This window comes from Mesorhizobium sp. M6A.T.Cr.TU.014.01.1.1, assembly GCF_004022765.1.
In the GTDB taxonomy this organism is placed as follows: domain Bacteria; phylum Pseudomonadota; class Alphaproteobacteria; order Rhizobiales; family Rhizobiaceae; genus Mesorhizobium; species Mesorhizobium mediterraneum.
In genome coordinates this window covers 81,837-103,283 of sequence record NZ_RZPG01000011.1, presented here as the reverse complement: position 1 = coordinate 103,283, position 21,447 = coordinate 81,837, and the positions used below count along the sequence as shown (strand labels likewise).

The 21,447-nt window shown below is 62.8% G+C and carries 18 protein-coding genes; 5 read left to right on the top strand and 13 right to left on the bottom strand.

Annotated features, from left to right (window positions below):
- Nucleotides 1-33: 33 nt before the first annotated feature.
- From EN885_RS14695 to EN885_RS14645, 11 genes are all read right to left on the bottom strand, one after another.
- A complete protein-coding gene (locus tag EN885_RS14695; RefSeq protein ID WP_127289957.1) occupies nt 34-1,533 on the bottom strand; it encodes a hypothetical protein in 1,500 nt (499 codons plus the stop codon).
- Nucleotides 1,534-1,694: 161 nt separating this feature from the next.
- Entirely contained in the window at nt 1,695-3,092 is a 1,398-nt protein-coding gene (locus tag EN885_RS14690; RefSeq protein WP_127289955.1) for an NAD(P)(+) transhydrogenase (Re/Si-specific) subunit beta, read from the bottom strand.
- Between the two features lie 6 nt (nt 3,093-3,098).
- On the bottom strand, nt 3,099-3,527 hold the full coding sequence (locus EN885_RS14685) for a proton-translocating transhydrogenase family protein (RefSeq protein WP_174654382.1): 429 nt from the start codon (nt 3,525-3,527) through the stop codon (nt 3,099-3,101).
- Nucleotides 3,524-4,807: a Re/Si-specific NAD(P)(+) transhydrogenase subunit alpha gene (locus EN885_RS14680; RefSeq protein ID WP_128242326.1), complete on the bottom strand. Its 1,284-nt coding sequence runs from the start codon at nt 4,805-4,807 to the stop codon at nt 3,524-3,526. Before EN885_RS14680 ends, EN885_RS14685 begins: the two co-directional genes overlap by 4 nt.
- Before the next feature lie 100 nt (nt 4,808-4,907).
- The gene (locus EN885_RS14675; RefSeq protein WP_095484367.1) at nt 4,908-5,132 is read right to left on the bottom strand and encodes an aa3-type cytochrome c oxidase subunit IV; all 225 of its coding nucleotides are present in this window, start codon (nt 5,130-5,132) and stop codon (nt 4,908-4,910) included.
- Nucleotides 5,133-5,325: 193 nt separating this feature from the next.
- Nucleotides 5,326-5,475, bottom strand: a complete 150-nt coding sequence (locus EN885_RS14670; RefSeq protein WP_065006071.1) for a DUF3096 domain-containing protein — start codon at nt 5,473-5,475, stop codon at nt 5,326-5,328.
- A 127-nt stretch (nt 5,476-5,602) separates the two neighbouring features.
- A complete protein-coding gene (locus tag EN885_RS14665) occupies nt 5,603-6,373 on the bottom strand; it encodes an acyl-homoserine-lactone synthase (protein ID WP_128242325.1) in 771 nt (256 codons plus the stop codon).
- A gap of 148 nt (nt 6,374-6,521) precedes the next feature.
- Nucleotides 6,522-8,834 (bottom strand): EAL domain-containing protein, encoded by a 2,313-nt coding sequence (locus tag EN885_RS14660; RefSeq protein ID WP_127204981.1) that lies wholly within the window; start codon nt 8,832-8,834, stop codon nt 6,522-6,524.
- A 135-nt stretch (nt 8,835-8,969) separates the two neighbouring features.
- The gene (locus tag EN885_RS14655) at nt 8,970-12,449 is read right to left on the bottom strand and encodes an indolepyruvate ferredoxin oxidoreductase family protein (protein WP_128242324.1); all 3,480 of its coding nucleotides are present in this window, start codon (nt 12,447-12,449) and stop codon (nt 8,970-8,972) included.
- 215 nt (nt 12,450-12,664) lie between these two features.
- On the bottom strand, nt 12,665-13,198 hold the full coding sequence (locus EN885_RS14650; protein WP_128242323.1) for a hypothetical protein: 534 nt from the start codon (nt 13,196-13,198) through the stop codon (nt 12,665-12,667).
- On the bottom strand, nt 13,191-13,802 hold the full coding sequence (locus EN885_RS14645; protein WP_095485049.1) for a CGNR zinc finger domain-containing protein: 612 nt from the start codon (nt 13,800-13,802) through the stop codon (nt 13,191-13,193). Before EN885_RS14645 ends, EN885_RS14650 begins: the two co-directional genes overlap by 8 nt.
- A 101-nt stretch (nt 13,803-13,903) precedes the next feature.
- Between EN885_RS14645 and EN885_RS14640 the strand changes: the two genes are divergently transcribed.
- The 4 genes from EN885_RS14640 to EN885_RS14625 all read left to right on the top strand — a co-directional run bounded on the left by EN885_RS14640 (nt 13,904) and on the right by EN885_RS14625 (nt 18,453).
- Nucleotides 13,904-14,809 (top strand): branched-chain amino acid ABC transporter permease, encoded by a 906-nt coding sequence (locus EN885_RS14640; RefSeq protein ID WP_095484372.1) that lies wholly within the window; start codon nt 13,904-13,906, stop codon nt 14,807-14,809.
- 254 nt (nt 14,810-15,063) lie between these two features.
- A complete protein-coding gene (locus tag EN885_RS14635; RefSeq protein WP_065006078.1) occupies nt 15,064-15,648 on the top strand; it encodes a TRAP transporter small permease subunit in 585 nt (194 codons plus the stop codon).
- Nucleotides 15,648-17,411: a TRAP transporter large permease subunit gene (locus EN885_RS14630; protein WP_128242371.1), complete on the top strand. Its 1,764-nt coding sequence runs from the start codon at nt 15,648-15,650 to the stop codon at nt 17,409-17,411. The genes EN885_RS14635 and EN885_RS14630 overlap by 1 nt, the downstream gene beginning before the upstream one ends.
- A 19-nt stretch (nt 17,412-17,430) precedes the next feature.
- A complete protein-coding gene (locus EN885_RS14625; RefSeq protein WP_128242322.1) occupies nt 17,431-18,453 on the top strand; it encodes a zinc-dependent alcohol dehydrogenase family protein in 1,023 nt (340 codons plus the stop codon).
- Between the two features lie 61 nt (nt 18,454-18,514).
- Here the strand turns inward: EN885_RS14625 and EN885_RS14620 are convergent, their stop codons facing one another.
- Entirely contained in the window at nt 18,515-19,624 is a 1,110-nt protein-coding gene (locus EN885_RS14620) for a TRAP transporter substrate-binding protein (RefSeq protein WP_126103926.1), read from the bottom strand.
- Nucleotides 19,625-19,910: 286 nt separating this feature from the next.
- Here EN885_RS14620 and EN885_RS14615 point away from each other — a divergent pair, with 286 nt between their 5' ends.
- Nucleotides 19,911-20,684, top strand: a complete 774-nt coding sequence (locus EN885_RS14615) for a gamma-glutamyl-gamma-aminobutyrate hydrolase family protein (protein ID WP_095484375.1) — start codon at nt 19,911-19,913, stop codon at nt 20,682-20,684.
- 48 nt (nt 20,685-20,732) lie between these two features.
- Here the strand turns inward: EN885_RS14615 and EN885_RS14610 are convergent, their stop codons facing one another.
- The gene (locus EN885_RS14610) at nt 20,733-21,407 is read right to left on the bottom strand and encodes an outer membrane protein (protein ID WP_164897454.1); all 675 of its coding nucleotides are present in this window, start codon (nt 21,405-21,407) and stop codon (nt 20,733-20,735) included.
- Nucleotides 21,408-21,447 lie beyond the last annotated feature (40 nt).

Below are 21,447 nucleotides of genomic sequence, written 5' to 3'. Positions count from 1 at the left end.
TGCGCGCGCTGATTCGCCGAGACGAGCGGGCTCCTATTTTCCAGCAGCGATCGTCGGCACTGCCTGACTTGGCTCGAATTTGCGGCCGAGGTCGACTGCGTCGCGCAGCACGTCAATATGCGAACGCGGCGTGCCGGCGGCTGGGGCGATCTCGATACCGGTAGCCTTCAGTGACCAGTAGAGCGTGTGGGTGAAGATGCGACCACGCGAACTGCGCAACTTGACCTGAATGTCCTCCACGCCGGGGCCGAAATTTTCTGCCATCGGCCCGGAAATCGGGTCGCCCGTCAGCCAGCCATTGCCCCGGTCGAAGATATTGGTCCAACGGGTCGCGGCAAACACCGCACCATGATGCACCGCCCGCTGTGGCTTGCCCGAACGGCTGCGCCCTTCCTGGTAAAGGACGGTTCCACCGGCCGCCGTCTCGGCAATCGGCGGGCATGCCGAGAACAGCCGCTCAGCGATGCCGCGCCTGAATTCGGCGAGATTGTAGGTCACCAGAAATTCGCTGTGAGTCAGCGGACTGCCAAGCGTGACGAAATCGCTGATCTTCCATGGTAATGGATGATCGGCGTCCCTGACGCGAAGCTGCCGATAGAGCTCCCATTGGGCGCGCCGGAATCCGGAAAAATCATCCAAGCTGGGCCACGCAGCACCATCTGACTTGAGCGTGGCCTTGTCGACGGCGTGGATTGCCTTCAGCCTCGCCTTGTCGCGGGCAGCTTCCAGCTTTCGGGGCCTGAAATCGGCCCACAATATCTGCAGCAGATCATAGGCGATGATTGATCCCAGGCTGTGCGAGACCAGCACGATCCGGTCGTAGCCATCGTCCATCATGAGACGCCTCAGCAGCGTCAGGCCACGGTCGCGGACAAGCGCGCGCTTCTCGACCGTTGCCGCTTCAGCACGCACATAGGCGGCCACATCGCCGAAATAAGGCAGGCCAAATCGGTCCACCAACCAGATGACGAACGAGGCCAGGATCGTGACGAGCGTGCCCGTGGTCCAGGAAAGATACCCTTGCGAGGCCGATGTCGCGAGCACGAGCGCCGCACACAGGACCGTTATGACGGCCAGAAGCGTGACGACATAAAGCCCACGGGCATCGCGCGGAATGTCGGCGGGCTTGCGCCAGAGCAGGCTCGTCACCCAGGCTGCAAGCCGGCCCCGTGTCGTGCCTTGCGTGATGTCGGCCCAATAGAGCTCGTAGAAATCGGTGCGGCGGCCAGCGACGTCGTAAGGGGTGGTGATCCGGCGAAGCTCATGCGAATTCGTCCGGCTGTCGGGCGTGATCCAGCTCCGGTTGATCTTCTCGCCGGCGGGCCGGCCCGGATCGGAGACACGGGCATAAAACGGCACGCGAGCGGGATCGTGACTCCAAACAGCCTGAACAAATTCCCTCAGCGTGCTCATGGGCTGCTGTTCGCCCATGCCATGCACGATGACCACAGCCTGACTGAGCTTGCGCGGCGTTTTACCCGGGGCCGGCGTACTGCCCGTGACCGGCGACGCAGCAGGATGAAGGTCGGACACCAGTGCCTCCGTTGGTGAAAATCCCGGAACAGAATTCGCCCATCGTAGCTCTGAAACCGGCATGGAAGCAAAGACGTCGGATGCTCAGGGTCAAGAAAAAACCCGGCGGGGAGCCGGGCTTAATTCGAGCAACCGGCGGTGTATCGGCGCCGCGAAGCCGGTCAGTGATCCATCGCCTTGACGATCTCTTCGGTCATCTTCTTGGCGTCGCCGAGCAGCATCATGGTGCCGTCCTTGTAGAACAGCGTGTTGTCGATGCCGGCGTAGCCGGAGCCGAGCGAGCGCTTGACGAACAGGCAGGTGCGCGCCTTGTCGACATCGAGGATCGGCATGCCGTAGATCGGCGACGACTTGTCGTCACGAGCCGAAGGGTTGGTGACGTCGTTGGCGCCGATGACATAGGCGACGTCGGCCTGCGCGAATTCGGAGTTGATGTCCTCCAGCTCGAATACTTCGTCGTAAGGCACGTTGGCTTCGGCCAACAGCACGTTCATGTGGCCCGGCATGCGGCCGGCGACCGGATGAATGGCGTATTTCACGTCGACACCGGCTGCCTTGAGCTTGTCCGCCATCTCGCGCAGCGCATGCTGCGCCTGGGCGACCGCCATACCGTAGCCCGGCACGATGATGACCTTCTGTGCGTTCATCATCAGATAGGCGGCATCGTCGGCCGAACCCTGCTTGACCGTGCGCTCGATGCCGTCGTCCGCTGCGGCGGAAGTCTCGCCGCCGAAGCCGCCGAGGATGACCGAGATGAAAGACCGGTTCATGCCCTTGCACATGATGTAGGACAGGATCGCACCGGACGAGCCGACCAGCGCGCCGGTGATGATCAGCGCCAGATTGCCGAGCGTGAAGCCGAGTGCTGCCGCAGCCCAGCCCGAATAGGAATTCAGCATCGAGACGACCACCGGCATGTCGGCGCCGCCGATCGGGATGATGAGCAGGACGCCAAGGACAAGCGATGCCGCGACGATCAGCCAGAACACCAGCTTGGACTCGGAGGTGACCAGCAGCACGATCAGCACGATCAGCGCGATGCCAAGCGCCGCGTTGATGACGTGGCGGCCGCCGATCATGATCGGCTTGCCCGACATGCGGCCGTCGAGCTTGAGGAAGGCGATGACCGAGCCGGTGAAGGTGATGGCGCCGATGGCGACGCCGAGGCTCATCTCGATCAGCGCCTGAGCATGGATATCGGCGACTGTGCCGATGCCAAAACTTTCCGGTGCATAGATGGCGGCAGCCGCCACCATGACCGCGGCGAGGCCGACGAGCGAGTGGAAGGCGGCGACCAGCTGTGGCATCGAGGTCATGGCGATGCGCCGTGCGGTGACCGCGCCGACCGAGCCGCCGATCAAAAGACCAAGCACGATGAGGCCGAAGCCGCCCGCCGAAGGGGTCGCCAGCGCCAGCGTGGTGGCGATGGCAATGGCCATGCCGATCATGCCGTACATGTTGCCCTGGCGGCTGGTGGTCGGGTGTGACAGGCCACGCAATGCCAGGATGAACAGGATTCCGGAGACCAGATAGAGGAAGGAGGCGAAGTTGGCGTTCATCTCGCTCTACTTGTCCTTCTTCTTGTACATGGCCAGCATGCGCTGGGTGACGAGGAAGCCGCCGAAGATGTTGACCGAGACCAGCATCAGCGCGACGAAACCGAAACCGGTGGCGATGCCGGACGCCGAGATGCCGACGGCAAGCAGCGCGCCGACGACGATGACCGAGGAGATGGCGTTGGTCACTGCCATCAGCGGCGTGTGCAGCGCCGGCGTCACCGACCAGACGACGTAATAGCCGACGAAGATCGCCAGGACGAAAATGGCGAAACGGAAGACGAACGGATCGATCGCCCCGCCGGACAGCGCGTGCGCAGCGTCGGCTGCCGCATCGGTGCCGCCTGGAGCGGTGGCCAGATCCTGCACCGCGAGCCGGACGGCAGCGGTCGCCTGGTCGAGCTGGTCGAGGGCTTTCTGCAAGGTCTGGTCCATCACGCGGTCCCTTTCGACTTCGATGGGGGCGACATGGGTGCGACCGGTTTCTTGGGCGCGGCCTTCTTTGCAGCAGCCGGTTTCGCGGAAGCGTCGGCGACCATCGTTTTGGCCGGGATCGCCGGCGGTTCGACACACGGCGCTTGCTCAACCCTGACGAAAGCCGGATGCACGACCTGGCCGCCATCGGTCAGCATCGTCGCCTTGACCAGATCGTCGTCGCGGTTGATGGCAAGCGTCTTCGTGGTCTTGTCGACCAGCGTCTCGAGGAAGGCAAAGAGGTTCCTGGCGTAGAGCAGCGAGGCGGATGCCGCGACGCGGCCCGGCACGTTGAGATGGCCGACGATCTTTACCCCGTTGGCCGTGGTCACCACCTGCCCGGGCACGGCGCCTTCGACATTGCCGCCGCGCTCGACCGCGAGGTCGACGATCACCGAGCCCGGCTTCATCGAGGCGACCATCGCGGCCGAAACGAGCTTCGGCGCCGGACGGCCGGGAATCAGCGCCGTGGTGATGACGATGTCCTGCTTGGCGATGTGCTCGGCGGTCAGTGCCGCTTGCTTGGCCTGGTATTCCCTGGACATTTCCTTGGCGTAGCCGCCAGCGGTCTCGGCGGCCCTGAACTCCTCGTCCTCGACCGCCAGGAACTTTGCTCCCAGCGAGGCGACCTGCTCCTTGGCGGCGGGGCGCACGTCGGTGGCGGTGACGACGGCGCCAAGCCGTCTTGCCGTCGCAATGGCCTGCAGGCCGGCGACACCGACGCCCATGATGAAGACCTTCGCCGCCGGCACAGTGCCGGCCGCCGTCATCATCATCGGCAGCGCCCGGTCATATTCGGCAGCCGCGTCGATCACCGCCTGATAGCCGGCGAGGTTCGCTTGGCTGGACAGGACATCCATGGACTGGGCGCGGGTGATGCGCGGCATGAACTCCATCGAGAAGGCGGTGACGCTGGCCCTTGCCAGAGCATCGACGGCAGCATCGTTGCCGTAGGGATCCATGATGGCGATGACCGCTGTGCCCCGGCGATAGGCCTTCAGCTCCGCTTCACTAGGCCGGCGCACCTTCAGCACCACATCGGCCTTGGCGACATCGCCGGCCTTGCCGATCGCAGCGCCCGCCTTGGCAAACTCCTCGTCGGGAATGCGCGATGCCGTGCCGGCGCCGCTTTCGACGATCACGTCGAACCCCAGCCCCGCCAGCCGCTTCACCGTGTCCGGCGAGGCGGCAACGCGCGGCTCGTTCGCATCGAGCTCACGAGGGATGAAAACCGTCTGTCCCACCGCATGATCCTTTCGGCTGGAACCTGTCTGCGCAGGACGCCGGCCGGACTTCCGGCGATGTCGCGGGCAAGGGTTTGAAGGGCAAGGAGTTTTGAAGAATTTACCGGAGAATGAAGGCGCCGACGGCGAGGATCAGAACGAACAGGATAAACCCGGAGAAGAAGCCGCCCGCAAAGAAGCCGAAAGCCATTGCCAAGAGCACGGCGGCGCAAAAGAGCGATCCGTATTTGGCGAGCATGACAAAGCCGGCATAGGTGCGGTCGTGCTCGGCATAGTCCATCTTCGCGCCCAGTTCGACAGGACCGGTCGGCGTGTGATCAGCCATAGGAATACCCCTTCGAAGACATCTTTGAGGCACATAGCGAAAAGCCGGGCCGAGGGCAATGGCGCTATTGCCGCATCGCCGGAGACAACAGCCTCAAAGGAAAGTTGAAGCCGCCAAGGATGTTCCGGAGGCAACCGTTGCAGCCGCCTTGCGCTTGCTTGCCGGCTAACGCTCGCCGCGCCAGCCGCCATTTTCAGCCGGCGAGCTGTGGAAACAACCCGAGCAGGCCGACGACGATCAGATAGAGCGCGACGATGTAGTTGAGGAGCCGCGGCATCACCAGGATCAGCACGCCGGCAATCAGCGAGATCAGTGGAGTGAGTGCGAGCGTGGAAATGGTCATGTCGGTTCCTTTCGATAGAATTGCCGCCGGAGCGATGCAGATTGACGTCGTCCACGCGCCACCCGCGCGCCTCCCAGAACGCCGAAGCGGCCGGAAAGCTCCAGCCGCGCTCTAAATTTGCCAGATGTCAGGCGGCTTCGCGATAGTATTTGGCTGTCGGCAGGATGGTCAGCGGCGCGAGTTCTCCGGCCGGCGGCTTGCCGAACATCAGGCGCTGTTCCATCGGCGTCGACCGGAAAAATGGGAACCGGGCATAGGTCTCGTTCTTGATCGCCAGGACATCGGCTTGATAGAGCTGCGCAAAACAGTTGATTACGCCAGCATAAGGACGCGCGTCGCCGATCGGCCGTGCCCGATAGATACGTTTGTAAAAGGCGGCATGATCTTCGCGGATCATGGATATGCAATAAGGCGCGTGGAAGTGGAAGCACGCCATGCCGGCCAAGCGCAGCGTGACGTAAGGGATCTGCGGATAAACCCGCGACCACTCGGCGTCTACGGCAAAACGGCTTGGGTCGATAAAGAGCTCGCCAGCCGCCAGACGCGGCGTCAACAGGTCCTTGTAGACGCTTAGAGCCGGCGACGCTGGGTTGTCGGCGGACACATCGTGCAGGCGCATCGTACTGACCAGCCGCCCGTCTATGTAGATGCCGAACGTATGGCAGTTCGGCAGCTCGTCGAACTCGTCATGGACCTCGCGGGAAGCATTCTCGGGTACCAGCGCGTTCATCCGATAGGCGTTGTAGCGCAACCTGTAGATACTTTCGAAATCCTCGCCGGTTTCACAGCGGCGGTATTCCGTCCGGTCGAGGAGCGCATAAACGTGACGCGCGAAAGTAGACATATTCTCATGTTCAGCGCCCGCCGCCTGGCGAGGCGAAGTCAACTCAACAACCATGAACTCAAACCCCGCAAACTGCCCCCGCGAGCAACACTACGGCGGGGTCGTACGATGTAAAGATGAAAACTGGATAGGGGTCATTTACCAGTCATTAACCTTAATAATAGGTAAAATTATACTAAAGTACGAGATTTTTCGTCAGGAATTAGCGGCGTGTCGCCTTCCTGCCCGTCTTGATGTCCTTAGCAAAGGGCCAGACCGTGCTCGACATGGTCTCGATGCCGGATGCGCTGAGCGCTGAGCCGAACAGGAATCCCTGGACCAGGTCCGGCTTGACCTGCAACGAGAGTATCTTGAGCTGTTCGAAGGTTTCGACGCCCTCGACGGTCACCGAAAGCCCCAGCGGCCGTGACAGATTGACGATGCCCTTGAGCAATTCGAGCGAACGGCTGTTCTGGGTGACGTCTATAAGGAACGAACGGTCGATCTTGATCTTGTCGAGCGGCAGTTTGTGGAGATAGCTCAGGCTCGAATAGCCGGTGCCGAAATCATCGAGCGCGATGCGCACGCCAAGCCGTTTCAATTCCTCGATGTACTGACGCGTCAGCGACTTGTCGTCGAGCAATGCCGTCTCGGTGACTTCGATCTCCAGGCGGCCGGCGGCGAGACCGGAACTGGCGAGCGCATCGCGAACCTTCTGGATAACGTCGCGGTTGCGGAAGTCCTTGGCCGAGAGATTGACCGAGACACTGGTCTGCGCGGGCCATTTGGCGCATTCAGTGCACGCGGCATGCAGGACGAAGGTGCTGATCTCGGAAATGATGCCCATTTCTTCCGCCAGCGGAATGAAGATGCTGGGCGAAATCGGTCCGAGCTCGGGGTGGTCCCAACGGCACAGCGCCTCGCAACTGACGATGCGCATCGTGCTCATCGCCACGATCGGCTGGTAGACCACCCGCAACCCCTTGCTTTCCACTGCGGTGCGCAGATCCGCCTTCATCAGCTGGCGGTTCCGGAAAGCGGCGTCCATCGACGCTTCGAACAATCGCCAAGTGTTCTTGCCGAGTTCCTTGGCCTTGTAGAGCGCGAGATCCGCCTTGACGATCATGGCGTCGACATCGGTATCCTTGACCCGCGACAGCACGGCGCCACCGCTGGCCTGGATGCGCAGTCCATGGCCGGCTACGTCGACCTCGCCCTGCAAGTCGACGAAAATCCCGTCGAGTTGGCCGATCAGATGACTTTCGTCCTCGACACGGTCGAAGAAGATCATGAACTCGTCGCCGCCGAAACGGCTGATGGTGATGCCTGGGCCGGCGACCGCCGCCAGCCGCTCCGCGACGGCGTAGATCAATCCGTCGCCGACCGGGTGACCAAGGGTGTCGTTGACGTTTTTGAAGTCGTCGAGATCAAGCACGGCGAGCCCGCAAAGGCGCTCAAGGTCGCCGGACGCCATCGCCTCTCCGATCAGCTCGTGGAAATAAGCGCGATTGGGCAGGCCGGTGAGGCTGTCGTAACGCGCCATGAAGCGGATCTTGTCTTCCGCCTCAACGCGGGCCGTCACGTCCTCGAAGGTGATGACGCCCAGTTCCTGGCTACCCTCGCGCGCCGAGAACTCGTAATGCTGACCGTTCGCGAGCGAGACGAGAACCTTGCGGTCGCGCCCTTCGCGCAGGGCGCGCGTAAGCTGGGCTTCGATGTAGCGGCAGTCTTTCGGCGCCAGCATGCCGCCGGCAACGCCGCGCATCAGCAGACCGTGGATCGACCGCCCGAGCAGCGCGTCGGGGGACTTGAGCGACATCAGATGCGCGGCTTCGGCATTGGCCACCGCCACTCGGCCGTCGGGGCCGAGCATGACAAGGCCATGCGACATGGTGTTCAACGCCCGATTGAAGCGTTGGGCGATGCGATTCGCCTTCTTCTCCTCGGACAGAGCGGTAAACAGGACTTCGCGGACGATATCGGCAAACCGTTTGATAGCGAACAGGAAGGGAGCCGACATCAGACCAAGTATGACATGGTAGACATCGCCACGCAGGATGAAACCCAGTGATATCGGCCATGTGGTGGTCATGATGAAGATCATGACCATCCGCGGCGAGCCATAGTTGCGGCCGGCGATCGACGTGACCGATGCCAGCGTAACGCAGACAGCGGCTATTTCGGCATAGCTGTCGTGTGCCAGATAGATGCCGACGAAACAGAAAGCACCAAGCATGAAGCCGTGCATCGAACCATAAATGATATAGTCGTTTTCGCGGGCGCGCGCTTCTTCCCAAGTCGTCGGGGAAGGACGCCGCAAATACTTTTTGATATTGCGAAGGCGCAGCGTGCCTACGATGATCAGCCCAGCGGCGACCAGAAGATACGTCACGTCCATGGTCTTCCAGTAGACCAGAATGACGAGGAGCGTCTGCGCGACGAGACCAATCGACAGCGTGAAACCGTCGCGAAACAGAGTTTCCACGAACGGAATGTAGACGTCGACCGGGATCTCGTTCTTTCTTCTTAGATTCACGCTTGAATCCCAACCCTGGGGAGCCAAGCTGTGTCACATTCGCCTTAAGAAAGGTTTAGAGAGGCCGTTTCGGGCTCCGCCACCAACCCCGTTGACCCAACGTGAGGCAGGTTTCAGGTAAATAGGGCATATCGATCACTCGGCGGCCTGGAGTTCCCGCCGTACCGGCGTCTTTGCCAACCGATCGAGCAGCCTCTGGCGCTCGCCAGCGGCCTTTTCGGCACTGGCCTGCCTGACGTGACCATAGCCACGAATGAGCGCCGGCACCGAGGCAAGCGCTGCGGCGGCCTCGACCTTGCCCGGCGCGAGTGCTGCGGCGACAAGCTCCAGGTCAGCCTCGTACTGCACAAGAAGCTGCCGTTCCATACGCCTCTCGGTGCTGTAGCCGAACACATCGAAGACCGTGCCGCGCAATCCTTTCATCGCTGCCAGCAGGCGAAACCCCTTCATCATCCAGGGACCGAAGCTCGATTTCCTCGGCTTGCCATCCTTGCCGCGCCTGCCCATGATTGGCGGCGCGAGATGAAATTCGAGGCTGTCGTAGCTCTGGAACTGCTTGCCCAGCTCGGCGGCGAAGGAGCCGTCGGTATAGAGCCTCGCCACCTCGTATTCGTCCTTGACCGCCATCAGCTTGAACAGGTTCCTCGCGGCGGCCTCGGTCACATCAGTCGAACCGGGCACCGCCTTGGCTTCAGCCTTGCGCAGCGCGGCCAGTCTGTCGGCATAGCGCTTGCCATAGGCGGCGTTTTGATAGGCGGTGAGGAAGGCGACGCGGCGGGCTATGATGTCGTCCAGCGTTTTGGCGACAGCGGCCGTCTGTGCAGTCTTGCCCGGCTGGGCAACGAGGCCGCGCACGAAATCCGGCTGGTGGGCGGCACGGCGGCCCCAGCGGAAGGCTGAGACGTTCATCGCCACGGCCTGGCCGTTGAGCTCGATCGCCTTTTCGACTGCCTCGGCTGACAGCGGCAAGCCGCCATGCTGGAAGGCGAAGCCGAGCATGAACATGTTGGCGCCGAGCGAGCTGCCGAACAGCGCGGTGGCGGTGCGGGTGGCATCGAAGAAATGCGCCTTATCCTCGCCGGCGGCAGTGCGGATCGCCTTTTTCAGCCGCTCGACAGGCAGCGAGAAATCCGCCGAACGGGTAAACTCGCCGGGCATGATCTCGGCGGTGTTGGCGAGGAAGATCGTGTGGCCTTCGCGCACCGCGGCGAGCACCTTCTGGGCCCCCGACACGACGAGGTCGCAGCCTAGCACGAGGTCGGCCTTCCCGGCCGAAACACGGATGGCATGGATATCGTCTGGGCTCTGCGCGATGCGGACATGGGTGAACACCGAGCCGCCCTTCTGGGCAAGGCCGGCCATGTCGATCATGCCGCAGCCCTTGTCTTCGAGATGGGCCGCCATGCCGAGCACCGCGCCGATGGTGACGACGCCAGTGCCGCCGACGCCGTCGATGATCGCCGCCCAGCCTTGTTCGCCGAGCGGAAATTCGGCGGGCGCGGGCACGCCGTCGAGCGGATCGGTCGTGCCGGCCATACCCTCGGCCTTCCTGATCTTGGCGCCATGCACGGTGACGAAGGACGGGCAGAACCCGTTGATGCAGGAGAAATCCTTGTTGCAGCTCGACTGGTCGATCCTGCGCTTGCGGCCGAATTCGGTCTCGACCGGCTGGATCGACACGCAATTCGACTGCACCCCGCAATCGCCGCAGCCTTCGCAGACCAACTCGTTGATGAAGACGCGCTTGTCGGGATCGGGGAAGGTGCCGCGCTTGCGGCGGCGGCGCTTTTCGGCGGCGCAGGTCTGGTCGTAGATCAGCACGGATGTGCCCCTGACCGCGCGCAATTCGCGCTGGACGAGGTCGAGGTCGTCGCGATGATGGATGGTGGCGCCGGCGGGGAATTCGACCTTGCCGGCATATTTGTCCGGCTCGTCGGTGACGATCGCGATGCGCTCGACGCCCTCGGCGCGCACCTGCCTGGCGATCATGTCCACCGTCAGGCCGCCCTCGTGCGGCTGGCCGCCGGTCATGGCGACGGCGTCGTTGTAGAGGATCTTGTAGGTGATGTTGGCGTCGGTCGACAGCGCAAAGCGGATCGCCAGCGCGCCGGAGTGGTTGTAGGTGCCGTCGCCGAGATTCTGGAAGATGTGGTCGCGCTTCGAGAACGGCGCTTGGCCGACCCATTGCGCGCCCTCGCCACCCATGGCGGTGAAACCAACGGTGTTGCGGTCCATCCAAAGCGCCATGAAATGGCAGCCGATGCCGGCGGCGGCGAGCGAGCCGTCCGGCACCTTGGTCGAGGAATTGTGCGGGCAGCCGGAGCAGAAGAAGGGCGTGCGCGAGGCGATGTCTGACGTGTCGGCGAGCATCGCCTGGAACTGGCGAAGTTTCGCCACCCGTGCGGCAATCTCGTCCGACGGACCGATCGTTCGCAAGATCCTCTCGCCGAGCGCTATGGCGATGTCGTTGGGATCGAGGGCGCCCTTGGCCGGGAACAGCCCGTCGCCGCGCTCGTCCTTCTTGCCGACGATGACCGGCTGCGTGGCGGTGCCGTAAAGGTTCTCGCGCAGTTGCACCTCGATCAGCGAGCGTTTCTCCTCGACGACGACGACGGTGTCGAGGCCGCGAGCGAAGTCGGCGATGTGCTGCAGGTCAAGTGGCCACGGGCAGCCGACCTTGAACAGCCTGATGCCGATGCGGTTGGCGGCGACCTCGTCGACGCCGATGTCTTCCAGCGCCTGGCGAACGTCGAGATAGCTCTTGCCGATGGTGACGATGCCAAGCTTCGGGGCACGTCCACCGGAATAGACGATCCGGTTCAGCCCGTTGGCATGGATGAAGGCCGAAGCCGCGGCGCGCTTGTACTCATGCAGCCGTTCCTCTTGGCCGAGCATGTCGATCTCGTTGCGGATATTGAGACCGCCGGGCGGCATGTCGAAGTCCGGGACGACGATATCGAGCCGTTCGAGCGCGGCATCGACCGAAGCCGTCGATTCGATGTTGTCCTTGACGCATTTGATCGCCGCCCAGGTGCCGGCGAAACGCGACATGGCAAAGCCGTAGAGCCCGTAGTCGATGATCTCCTGAACCCCGGCCGGATTGAGAATCGGCACCATGGTGTCGACGAACAGGAATTCGGTGGCGTGCGCGTTGGTCGAGGATTCGGCCATGTGGTCGTCGCCCATCAGGGCAAGCACGCCGCCATATCTGGACGAGCCGGCGAGGTTGGCATGGCGGAACACGTCGCCGGAGCGGTCGACGCCCGGTCCCTTGCCGTACCAGACCGAAAAGACGCCGTCATGCGTGCCCTCGCCGAGCAATTCGGCCTGCTGCGATCCCCAGCAGGCGGTGGCTGCCAGTTCCTCGTTGAGACCGGGCTGAAAGACGATGTCCGACAGGGCGAGCTGCTTCCTGGCCTTCCAAAGCTGCATGTCGAGCCCGCCGAGCGGCGAGCCGCGATAGCCGGAGACGAAGCCGGCGGTGTTCAGGCCAGCCCGCCGGTCGCGCTCGCGCTGCATCAGAAGCATACGGATGACCGCCTGCGCGCCGGAAAGGAAGATGCGCTCCTTTCCCAAGTCGAACTTGTCGTCGAGCGCGACATCATGCAGCGTCATTAGGCATTTCCTCTGCGGAGGCCGCAAGCACAGCCAACGTCGGGAGCGGATGCTACAGTGTTTCTTCCCTTGCCGGGCAGGTCAAACAAAATCGAAGATACCAAGGCGAAGCGCAACAAACGATCCGGTCCGCGCCCGATGGTGTAAGAAACCGCACATCGGTTGCTCGCCAGCGCATGAAAATTCCGGCCGCAGCCGATACCGGCGGCGACGCGTCAGCCGGCCTTCGAACAGTCGGGCTTAGGGGCGCCCGGTAGCTTGCCGTCAGGATGGCCGGCAAGCTCGGGATTGGGCGTATAAAGCTGGTCGATGACCAGCGGCCGGTCGGGCAGGACCGATTGGTCCTGCGTCGACATCAGCGTGGTGTCGATCTTCTGGAGAACCGCACCGTCGGCATCCTTGATGCTGATCGAGATCGCATAGGGCTTGTCCTTGACGATGCAGAAAAGCGCCGGGCTCTCCAGCGATACCTTGCCGAGCTTCGGCCAGACTTTCTGCTCGACGACCAACGGCTCGCCGCCGGCCGGATTCTGGAAGCTGGTGACCGCGACCTGCCCTTCCTGCATAGGCTGCAACGGTCTCAGCGTGACGACATAGGTCGCCCTTGCGAGGCGGTAGTTGAAGACGAACAGCTTGCCGGAGATCTCGAACAATCTGCCTTCGCCGTCCTTGCCGGTATCGCGGCAGGCGCTGAGCATCGTCGCTGCCACGAGCGCGGCACCGACCAGACGCAAGATTTTCCTAGACATTGGCTGTCCCTCCGGCTGCCGTTCGGCGGCGACGATAATGGCGGCTCGCCTTCTGGCGGTTGCCGCACACCGCCATGTCGCACCAAAGACGGCTGGAATTGCGGCTTCGGTCGAGGAACAGCCAAGTGCAGTTGGGGCAGACCCTCAACCTAGCGACGGTGTCGCCCTGTAGCAGCGACAGTGCCGAAACCGCCAGTGCCGCCTCGAAGGCGATAGGCGTCGCCGGATCGCCGAACGGCCGTCCCGGCGCACGAATTTCGGTGCGGCTGTGCGCGAGACCCTCGGCGCAGGCCTCCAGGAAGCCAGGCAGATCGCCCGTGGCGACCGCGCCTTTCGACGCCGCACCACGAAACAGCCGGTCGGTCGTCTCGCGGATCGCCAGCACGACCGGCGCGATCTTACCCGGCAACGGCGCTTCGAGCCGCCTGCCGCCAAGCTCGGCGGCGCGAAAGACGCTTGCCGCGTCGGCGAAACGGGCGATCTCTGCCGGATCTTTGAGCCGGTCGAAGGTTTTCTGGGGATCGCCACGCAGCACGACGGTGTTCGCCGTATCGAGTGCAAGAAGGCCACCAGTGAAGCGGTGCGGAGTCCAGGAAACCGTCATGAGCGCCATTTCTAACCGATAAATCGCGTTTGACAAGTTAGATTACCCGATGCAAATCTGCTTCGCATGGACGCGGTTTTCCGCGATCCAAGGACGTTCGCATGCTCTATTTCTTCCAGCAGGTCCTGAACGGACTGCATTCCGGCGCGCTCTATGCGCTGCTCGCCTTCGGCTATGTGCTGACCAACGGCATTCTGCACCGGACGAACCTCGCCTACGGCGCGCTGTTCGCCTTTTGCGGACAGACGATGATCCTCACCGCAGCCTTCGGCTATCAGGCCCTGTGGCTGACCCTGTTCGCGGCCGTCGCGCTCGGCATTGTCGCTGCGTTCCTGTATGCGGCGCTGATCAGCCATGTCCTGTCGCGTAGCATCTTCGAGCCGCTGGTCGACCGCACGCCCAACGCGATTGTGGTGACGACGCTGGGCATATTGCTGCTCCTGTCAGAGGTAAGCCGCATCGCCGCCAACACCCACGACCTGTGGCTGCCGCCAATGCTGGCCCAGCCCATCATTTTTGCGCGGGGAGCCAATTTCAATGCCACGCTGACGCTCATCCAGTTGCTCGACTGCGCAGTCGTCGCGGCAACCATAGGGCTCGCCGCCTGGATGTTCGCCCGCTCTAGCTTCGGCCGGCGCTGGCGCGCCGTGTCCGACGACCCCAAAGCCGCGGCCATGTGCGGCGTCGATGTGCGCGCGGTGTTTCGGCACGCAGTGCTCGCCGGCGGCCTTTGCGCGGCGCTGGCCGGCGTCCTTGCCGGCCTTTACTATGGCAACATCAGCTTCGGCTCCGGCCTGGTCTACGGGCTGAAAATCCTTTTCGTGACGGCGGTGGGCGGCTATCTCTCGCCGTTGCGGGCAGCACTTGGCGCTGCCGCCTTCGGCATGGCCGAATCGCTATGGGCCGGCTATTTCCCGGTCGAGTGGCGCGACGCCTGGATGTATCTGTTCCTCGTCGCCATGCTGATGCTGGTCGGCGCCGGCCGCGACCAGAGCAAGATTGCCTGAACCGCCTCGGGTTTTGGTAGACTTTGGTTGCATGACGCTCGGTCAGGCGGCTGTTTCGCCCTTGCTCACCTCACAAGATTGTTTACTCGGCTTGCGCCGTGTTGACCCGCCGGGCCACGCACGGCATACCGTTGGGCCACAGCGGCGCGACGAAAAACAAGCGGGAATCGGCCGCCGCTGACACTTTGAGTCACGCATCGTGCTTTCCGAAAATCGACACCGATTTTCGGGCCGATGCGTAAAGGGAGGAATGCATGGCAGGGCTTCTCGCTCTATCCAGAACCATTGACCGTGTGAACGAATTCATCGGCAGATGGGTGTCGTGGCTGATCCTGCTGGCAATTCTAGTCAGCGCCGCCAATGCCGTCATCCGCAAGACGTTCGACATGTCGTCGAACGCCTGGCTGGAACTGCAGTGGTATTTGTTCGGCGCCGCCTTCATGCTGGCCGCCGCCTATACGCTGAAGCAGAACGACCATATCCGCATCGACATCGTCTACGGCATGTTCTCGCGCCGCGTGCAGCATTGGATCGACCTTCTCGGTCACCTCTTTTTCCTGATGCCGTTCGTGACGCTGATGGTGATCTATTTCGTCCCCTATGTTTCGCTGTCGTTTCGCAGCGGCGAAATGTCTAACAATTCAGGCGGGCTGATCATCTGGCCGGCGAAGGCGATCCTGCTGGTAGGCTTTTTCCTGCTCGCGCTCCAGGGCATCTCCGAGATCATCAAGAAGATCGCCATCATGCGCGGCGACATGGACGATCCCACCCCGTTCATATCGGTGCATGAGCAGGCCGAACTTGAGGCGAAGGCGCTCGCCGAAGAGGTGCGCTCGTGATCGAGTTCATCGCGCAGAACATGGCGCCGATCATGTTCGCCTCGCTGATCATCTTCATGCTGATCGGCTATCCGGTCGCGTTTTCGCTCGCCGCCAACGGCCTGCTGTTCTTCTTTATCGGCGTCCTCCTGTCGCCCTATTCGGGCGGCTCGATCAATCTCGCCTGGCCGCTGCTGCACGCACTGCCGGACAATTTCTACGGCAGCCGGGTGATGTCGAACGACACGCTGCTGGCCATCCCGTTCTTCACCTTCATGGGCATCGTGCTCGAACGATCGGGCATGGCCGAGGACCTCCTCGATACGATCGGCCAATTGTTCGGACCGATCCGCGGCGGCCTCGCCTATGCCGTGATCTTCGTCGGCGCGCTGCTTGCCGCAACCACGGGTGTGGTGGCTGCTTCCGTCATCGCGATGGGCCTGATCTCGCTGCCGATCATGCTGCGCTACGGCTATGATCGCCGTGTAGCGTCCGGCGTCATTGCCGCATCGGGCACGCTCGCCCAGATCATTCCGCCCTCGCTGGTGCTGATCGTTCTGGCCGACCAGCTCGGCCGCTCGGTTGGCGACATGTATGCGGGCGCGCTGATTCCGGGGCTGGTTCTGACCGGCCTTTACACGATGTATATCGTGATCATGTCGATCGTCCGGCCGAAATCGATGCCGGCCCTGCCGCTGGAGGCCCGCACGCTCGGCCACGGTGTCCTGTCGCTGCTGTTCGCGGTGGTGGCGGCAGTCGTGGTTTCCTACGCGGCGTATCGCTATCTTGCGCCCTCGCAAGGCCAAAACGCCGACATTCTCGGCGCCACCATCGGCGTGATCTTCATCTATGTGGTGGCGATCGCCGACCAGCGCCTGAAGATCAACATGATGTCGCGGCTGGCGCAGCAGGTGATCATCGTGCTGATCCCGCCGCTGGCGCTGATCTTCCTGGTGTTGGGCACCATCTTTCTGGGCATTGCGACACCGACCGAGGGCGGCGCCATGGGCGCTGTCGGCGCGCTGATCATGGCGGCAATGAAGGGGCGGCTGTCGCTGGATGTGATCAAGCAGGCGCTGGCGTCCACGACGCGGCTGTCGTCCTTCGTGCTGTTCATCCTGATCGGCGCGCGGGTGTTCTCGCTGACCTTCTACGGCGTCAACGGCCATATCTGGGTCGAGCACCTCCTGACCTCGCTGCCGGGTGGCGAAGTCGGCTTCCTGATCGGGGTGAACATCCTCGTCTTCTTGCTCGCCTTCTTCCTCGATTTCTTCGAGCTCGCCTTCATCATCGTGCCGCTTTTGGCGCCGGCCGCCGACAAGCTCGGCATCGACCTGATCTGGTTCGGCGTGCTGCTCGGGGTCAACATGCAGACCAGCTTCATGCATCCACCCTTCGGCTTCGCGCTGTTCTACCTACGTTCGGTCGCCGCCCGCGTGCCCTATCTCGACCGCCTCACCGGCAAGCAGATCGCGCCGGTGACAACCGGCCAGATCTATTGGGGGGCGGTTCCCTTCGTTTGCATCCAGGTCATCATGATCGGGTTGACCATCGCCTTCCCGCAGATGGTGATGCACTACAAGGGCACGCCAGTCGATCCGGGCACGATCGATTACCAGGTGCCGGAAACGCCAAGCCTGTCGCCGCTCGGCGCACCGCCGGCGGATGGCGGCACGGCGCCGACTGCACCGGATCTGTCGCAGCCGCCGAGTTTCGGTGAACCGCCGCCTGCCAAGCCAGCAGCGCCGGCACCCGATCTGTCCCAACCACCGAGTTTCAATTGATGCCGGAGGCCCAACAGACATGAGAGCGGTGCGGCTGGAGGGCGTGGGCAGCATTGCCCTGCGCGAGGTCGGCAAATCTTCCGCCGGGCCGGACGACCTCCTGGTGCGGATCGAGGCGTGTGGTGTCTGCGGCACCGACCGGCATCTTTACCACGGCGAATTCCCCTGTACGCCGCCGGTGACGCCCGGACATGAATTCTCTGGGATCGTCGAAGCGATTGGAACTGCAGTGTCCGGCTTTTCGGTCGGCGATCGCGTCACCGGCGACCCCAACATCGCCTGCGGGCGCTGCCCGCAATGCCATGCCGGCCGGGTCAATCTCTGCCATAATCTGGTTGCCATCGGCATCCGCCGCGACGGCGGTTTCGCCGAATATGTCGTGCTGCCTCAGAAGCAGGCCTTCCTCCTTCCGAAAGACCTGAAGCCGACGCATGGCGCGTTCTGCGAGCCGCTTGGCTGCTGCCTGCATGGCGTGGACCTGGCCCAGATAAAGCCCGGCTCCTCGGTCGCCGTGCTTGGCGGCGGCGTGATCGGCCTGCTCACCGTGCAACTGGCGAGGCTTGCCGGCGCGACCACAATCATCCTGTCGACGCGCCAGGCCTCGCGGCGTGCCCTCGCCGAAGAATTGGGCGCAACAGCGACGGTCGACCCCAGCGCTTGCGATATTGTCGATACGGTCGGCGGCCCGTCGGGTCTGCTGCCGGGCGGCGTCGATGTGGTGTTCGAATGTGCTGGCGTAAGAGAGACGGTCGAGCAATCGATGCGGCTCGCCAGGGCCGGCGGCACAATCGTCGTCGTCGGCGTGATGCCTCAAGGCATGAAGGCAGAATTCGAACCCTTCGACCTGCTGTTCCGGGAATTGAAGGTTCTGGGCTCGTTCCTCAATCCGTTTACGCATCGCCGGGCCGCCGATCTCATCGCCTCGGGTGCGATCGAGATCGACAAGCTCATCTCACGGCAGGTAACGCTTGAGGAGGCGGCCGCGGTGATCGCCAACCCGCCTGCGCCAGGTGAAGTCAAGGTGGTGGTGGTGCCGCGCTGATCGGCAAATCGAAATGTTACGGCGCCACGCGTCCGAAGAACGTGTGGCGCCGTGACTGTTGTCAGAGCTTGCCGGTGCGCTGCTGGACCATCATGAAGGTGTCGTAATTGTATTCGGCCACCTGCGCCCAGAGATAGTGCTCCTTGCGGAAGGCTTTGATCGAGTCCCAGATCTTCTTGAACGGCGCGTTCGAGGCTTCCATCTCGGCATAGACCTCGTTCGCCTTTTCGAAGCAGGCTGCCAAGATTTCCGGGCTGAACGGGCGCAATTTGGCGCCCCCGGACACCAGCCGCCTCACGGCCGCCGGATTCAGATAGTCGTATTTCTGCAGCATGTTGGCGTCGGCGGCCTGCGCGGCGGTGTGCACCAGCGCCCTGTAAGCCGGCGAAAGCTCTTCGTATTTCGCCTTGTTGAACATCAAATGGACGGTCGGTCCGCCTTCCCACCAGCCGGGATAATAATAGTTGGGCGCGACCTTGTAGAAGCCGAGTTTCTCATCGTCATAGGGGCCGACCCATTCGGCGGCATCGATGGTGCCTTTTTCCAGCGCTGGATAGATATCGCCGCCGGCGATCTGCTGCGGCACGACGCCGAGCCTTTGCACCACTTTGCCGGCAAAGCCACCGATGCGCATCTTGAGGCCCGAAAGGTCGGCGACCGTGTTGATCTCCTTGCGGAACCAGCCGCCCATCTGCACGCCGGTATTGCCGCCCGGCAAGCCAAAAAGACCCTGCGTGGCCAGAAACTCGTTGAACAGGTCGATGCCGCCGCCGTGGTAATGCCAGGCATTGATGCCGCGTGCGTTGAGCGAGAACGGAACCGCGGCGCCCAGTGCCCATGTCGGATCCTTGCCCCAATAATAATATGCCACCGTATGGCAGGCCTCGACGGTGCCGGCGGTGGTGGCGTCCGCAACCTGCAGGCCGGGCACGAGTTCACCGGCGGCAAAGACCTGGACCTGGAAATTGCCGTCGGTCGCCTCCGAAAGCATCTTGGAAAAGACCTCGGCGCCGCCATAGATCGTGTCCAGGGATTTCGGGAAGGACGACGCCAGGCGCCATGTCACTTTCGGATTGGATTGAGCGATGGCCGGCGCGGCAAGCGCTGCTGTAGCCGCAGCGGCGCCCACACCGGTCGCGCCGGCCTTGCGGATGAATGATCGACGATCCATGAAGTCCTCCCTATTGGATCAACAGACCGACGTACGGAAAATGCTCTGTTCCCCGGATCGGCTTCGCGGCAAACAATACACGGGCAAGAAGTCGAGTCCAGCTTGGCAGCCGGTTTTGCCGGCGGCGTTTCCACGAAATTCGCGAGGTGAGCGCGCCTCCTGCAACTATAGTCTAACGACCGCTCCGTGGCCCATGCGACATGCCGAAACTTGTCATGGCAAAGCGCGTTCGGATCGCCTATTTTAAAGGCAGAATATGTCCCTGCACTGAATGGACCCGGATAAAATGCAGCAGCCGCTCGTCGCCATATCGACCGACGTCCGCCAGTTCGACAACTACACCTGGCATGCCGCTCCGCAGCAATATCTGGAGGCGGCGCTTTCGGCCGCCGGCGTGTTCCCGTTGCTTGTGCCGTCCTTCGGCGACCGGCTCGATTTCGATGAACTCCTGTCATCGGTCGACGGCGTCATGGTCACCGGCTCGAAGTCCAATGTGCATCCGTCGCTCTACGGCGGCGATGCCAGCGAGGCCAATGGTCCCTACGATCCTGCCCGCGACGCCACGACGCTGCCGTTGATCCGCAAGGCAGTTGAGCGCGGCGTGCCGCTGCTCGCCATCTGCCGTGGCATCCAGGAGATGAATGTGGCGCTGGGCGGCACGCTGGCGACCGAAATCCAGGAGCGCGAGGGTTCGCTGGACCATCGCGCGCCGGCGAGCGACAATCAGGACGAACGTTTCGCCATCCGCCAAGCCATTTCGATCAAGCCCGGAAGCTGCCTCGCCGGTGTGTTCGGGGCGGGCGACATAATGGTCAACTCGGTGCATCGCCAGGCCGTCGACCGGCTCGGCCCGAAGCTGCAGATAGAGGCGGTCGCCAGCGACGGCACGGTCGAGGCGGTTTCGGTGCGGGACGCCCGCGCCTTCGCCGTCGGCGTCCAGTGGCATCCCGAATACTGGGTCAAGTCGGACAGCGTCTCGGCAAGGATATTCCGTGCCTTCGGCGACGCCGTGCGCCTGCACGCCGCGGCGAAATCCGGCGCGCGCGCCGCCGCGGAATAGACGATCGCGGGGTCCGGCCCTTGGCGCAGAACCCGCGATCAACCCATATCAGAATTTGTAGCTGACGCCGAAGCGAACAGATTGAGTGGTCACTTCGGTCGGGTAAAGGAATTCACTGTCGGTCGCCGGATTGTCAGTGAACGTGCCGAAATCGCTGTAGCGGTACTCGACGCGCGTCGTCCAGTTTTGCGCGAAGGCATATTCGACACCGGCGCCCAGCGTCCACCCTGCCTTCGTATGGGAAGAACTGTCAGTCGTTGTGCCATCGTCATATTTGGTGTCGAAGTGAGCAACCGCGAGACCGCCCGTGGCGTACAGGAGGGCCGGTCCCATCGCGTAGCCGAGACGCGCCCGCAGCGAACCCTGAACGTCGATATCGGTTTTGATATTGCCGGCAAAGGTCGAATCAACGGAGCCACTCGCTCCCGAGGCTTCGATATCGGCTTCAACACCGAGAACGATCGAATTGAAGGCCTGATTATAGCCGATGTGAATACCGCCTATCACTCCGTCAGTTTTCCAGGAGTCAGCCCAGTCGGAAAAACTGGGGTCCAAGATATCCACGTCGTGACTATCGACGTCGCCCCAGCCGTACCCCAGTTGTGCACCCACATAGAAGCCGCTCCATTCGTAGCCCACCGGAGCCGCGGCAATCGAGTCAGCAGCAAAAGCGCTGCCCGAAACGGCCAAGAGAATAGTCGATGCGAGTAGGATCGATTTCACGTAAGTGCCCCCTAATTGAATGGGGCATAACGATCGCGCT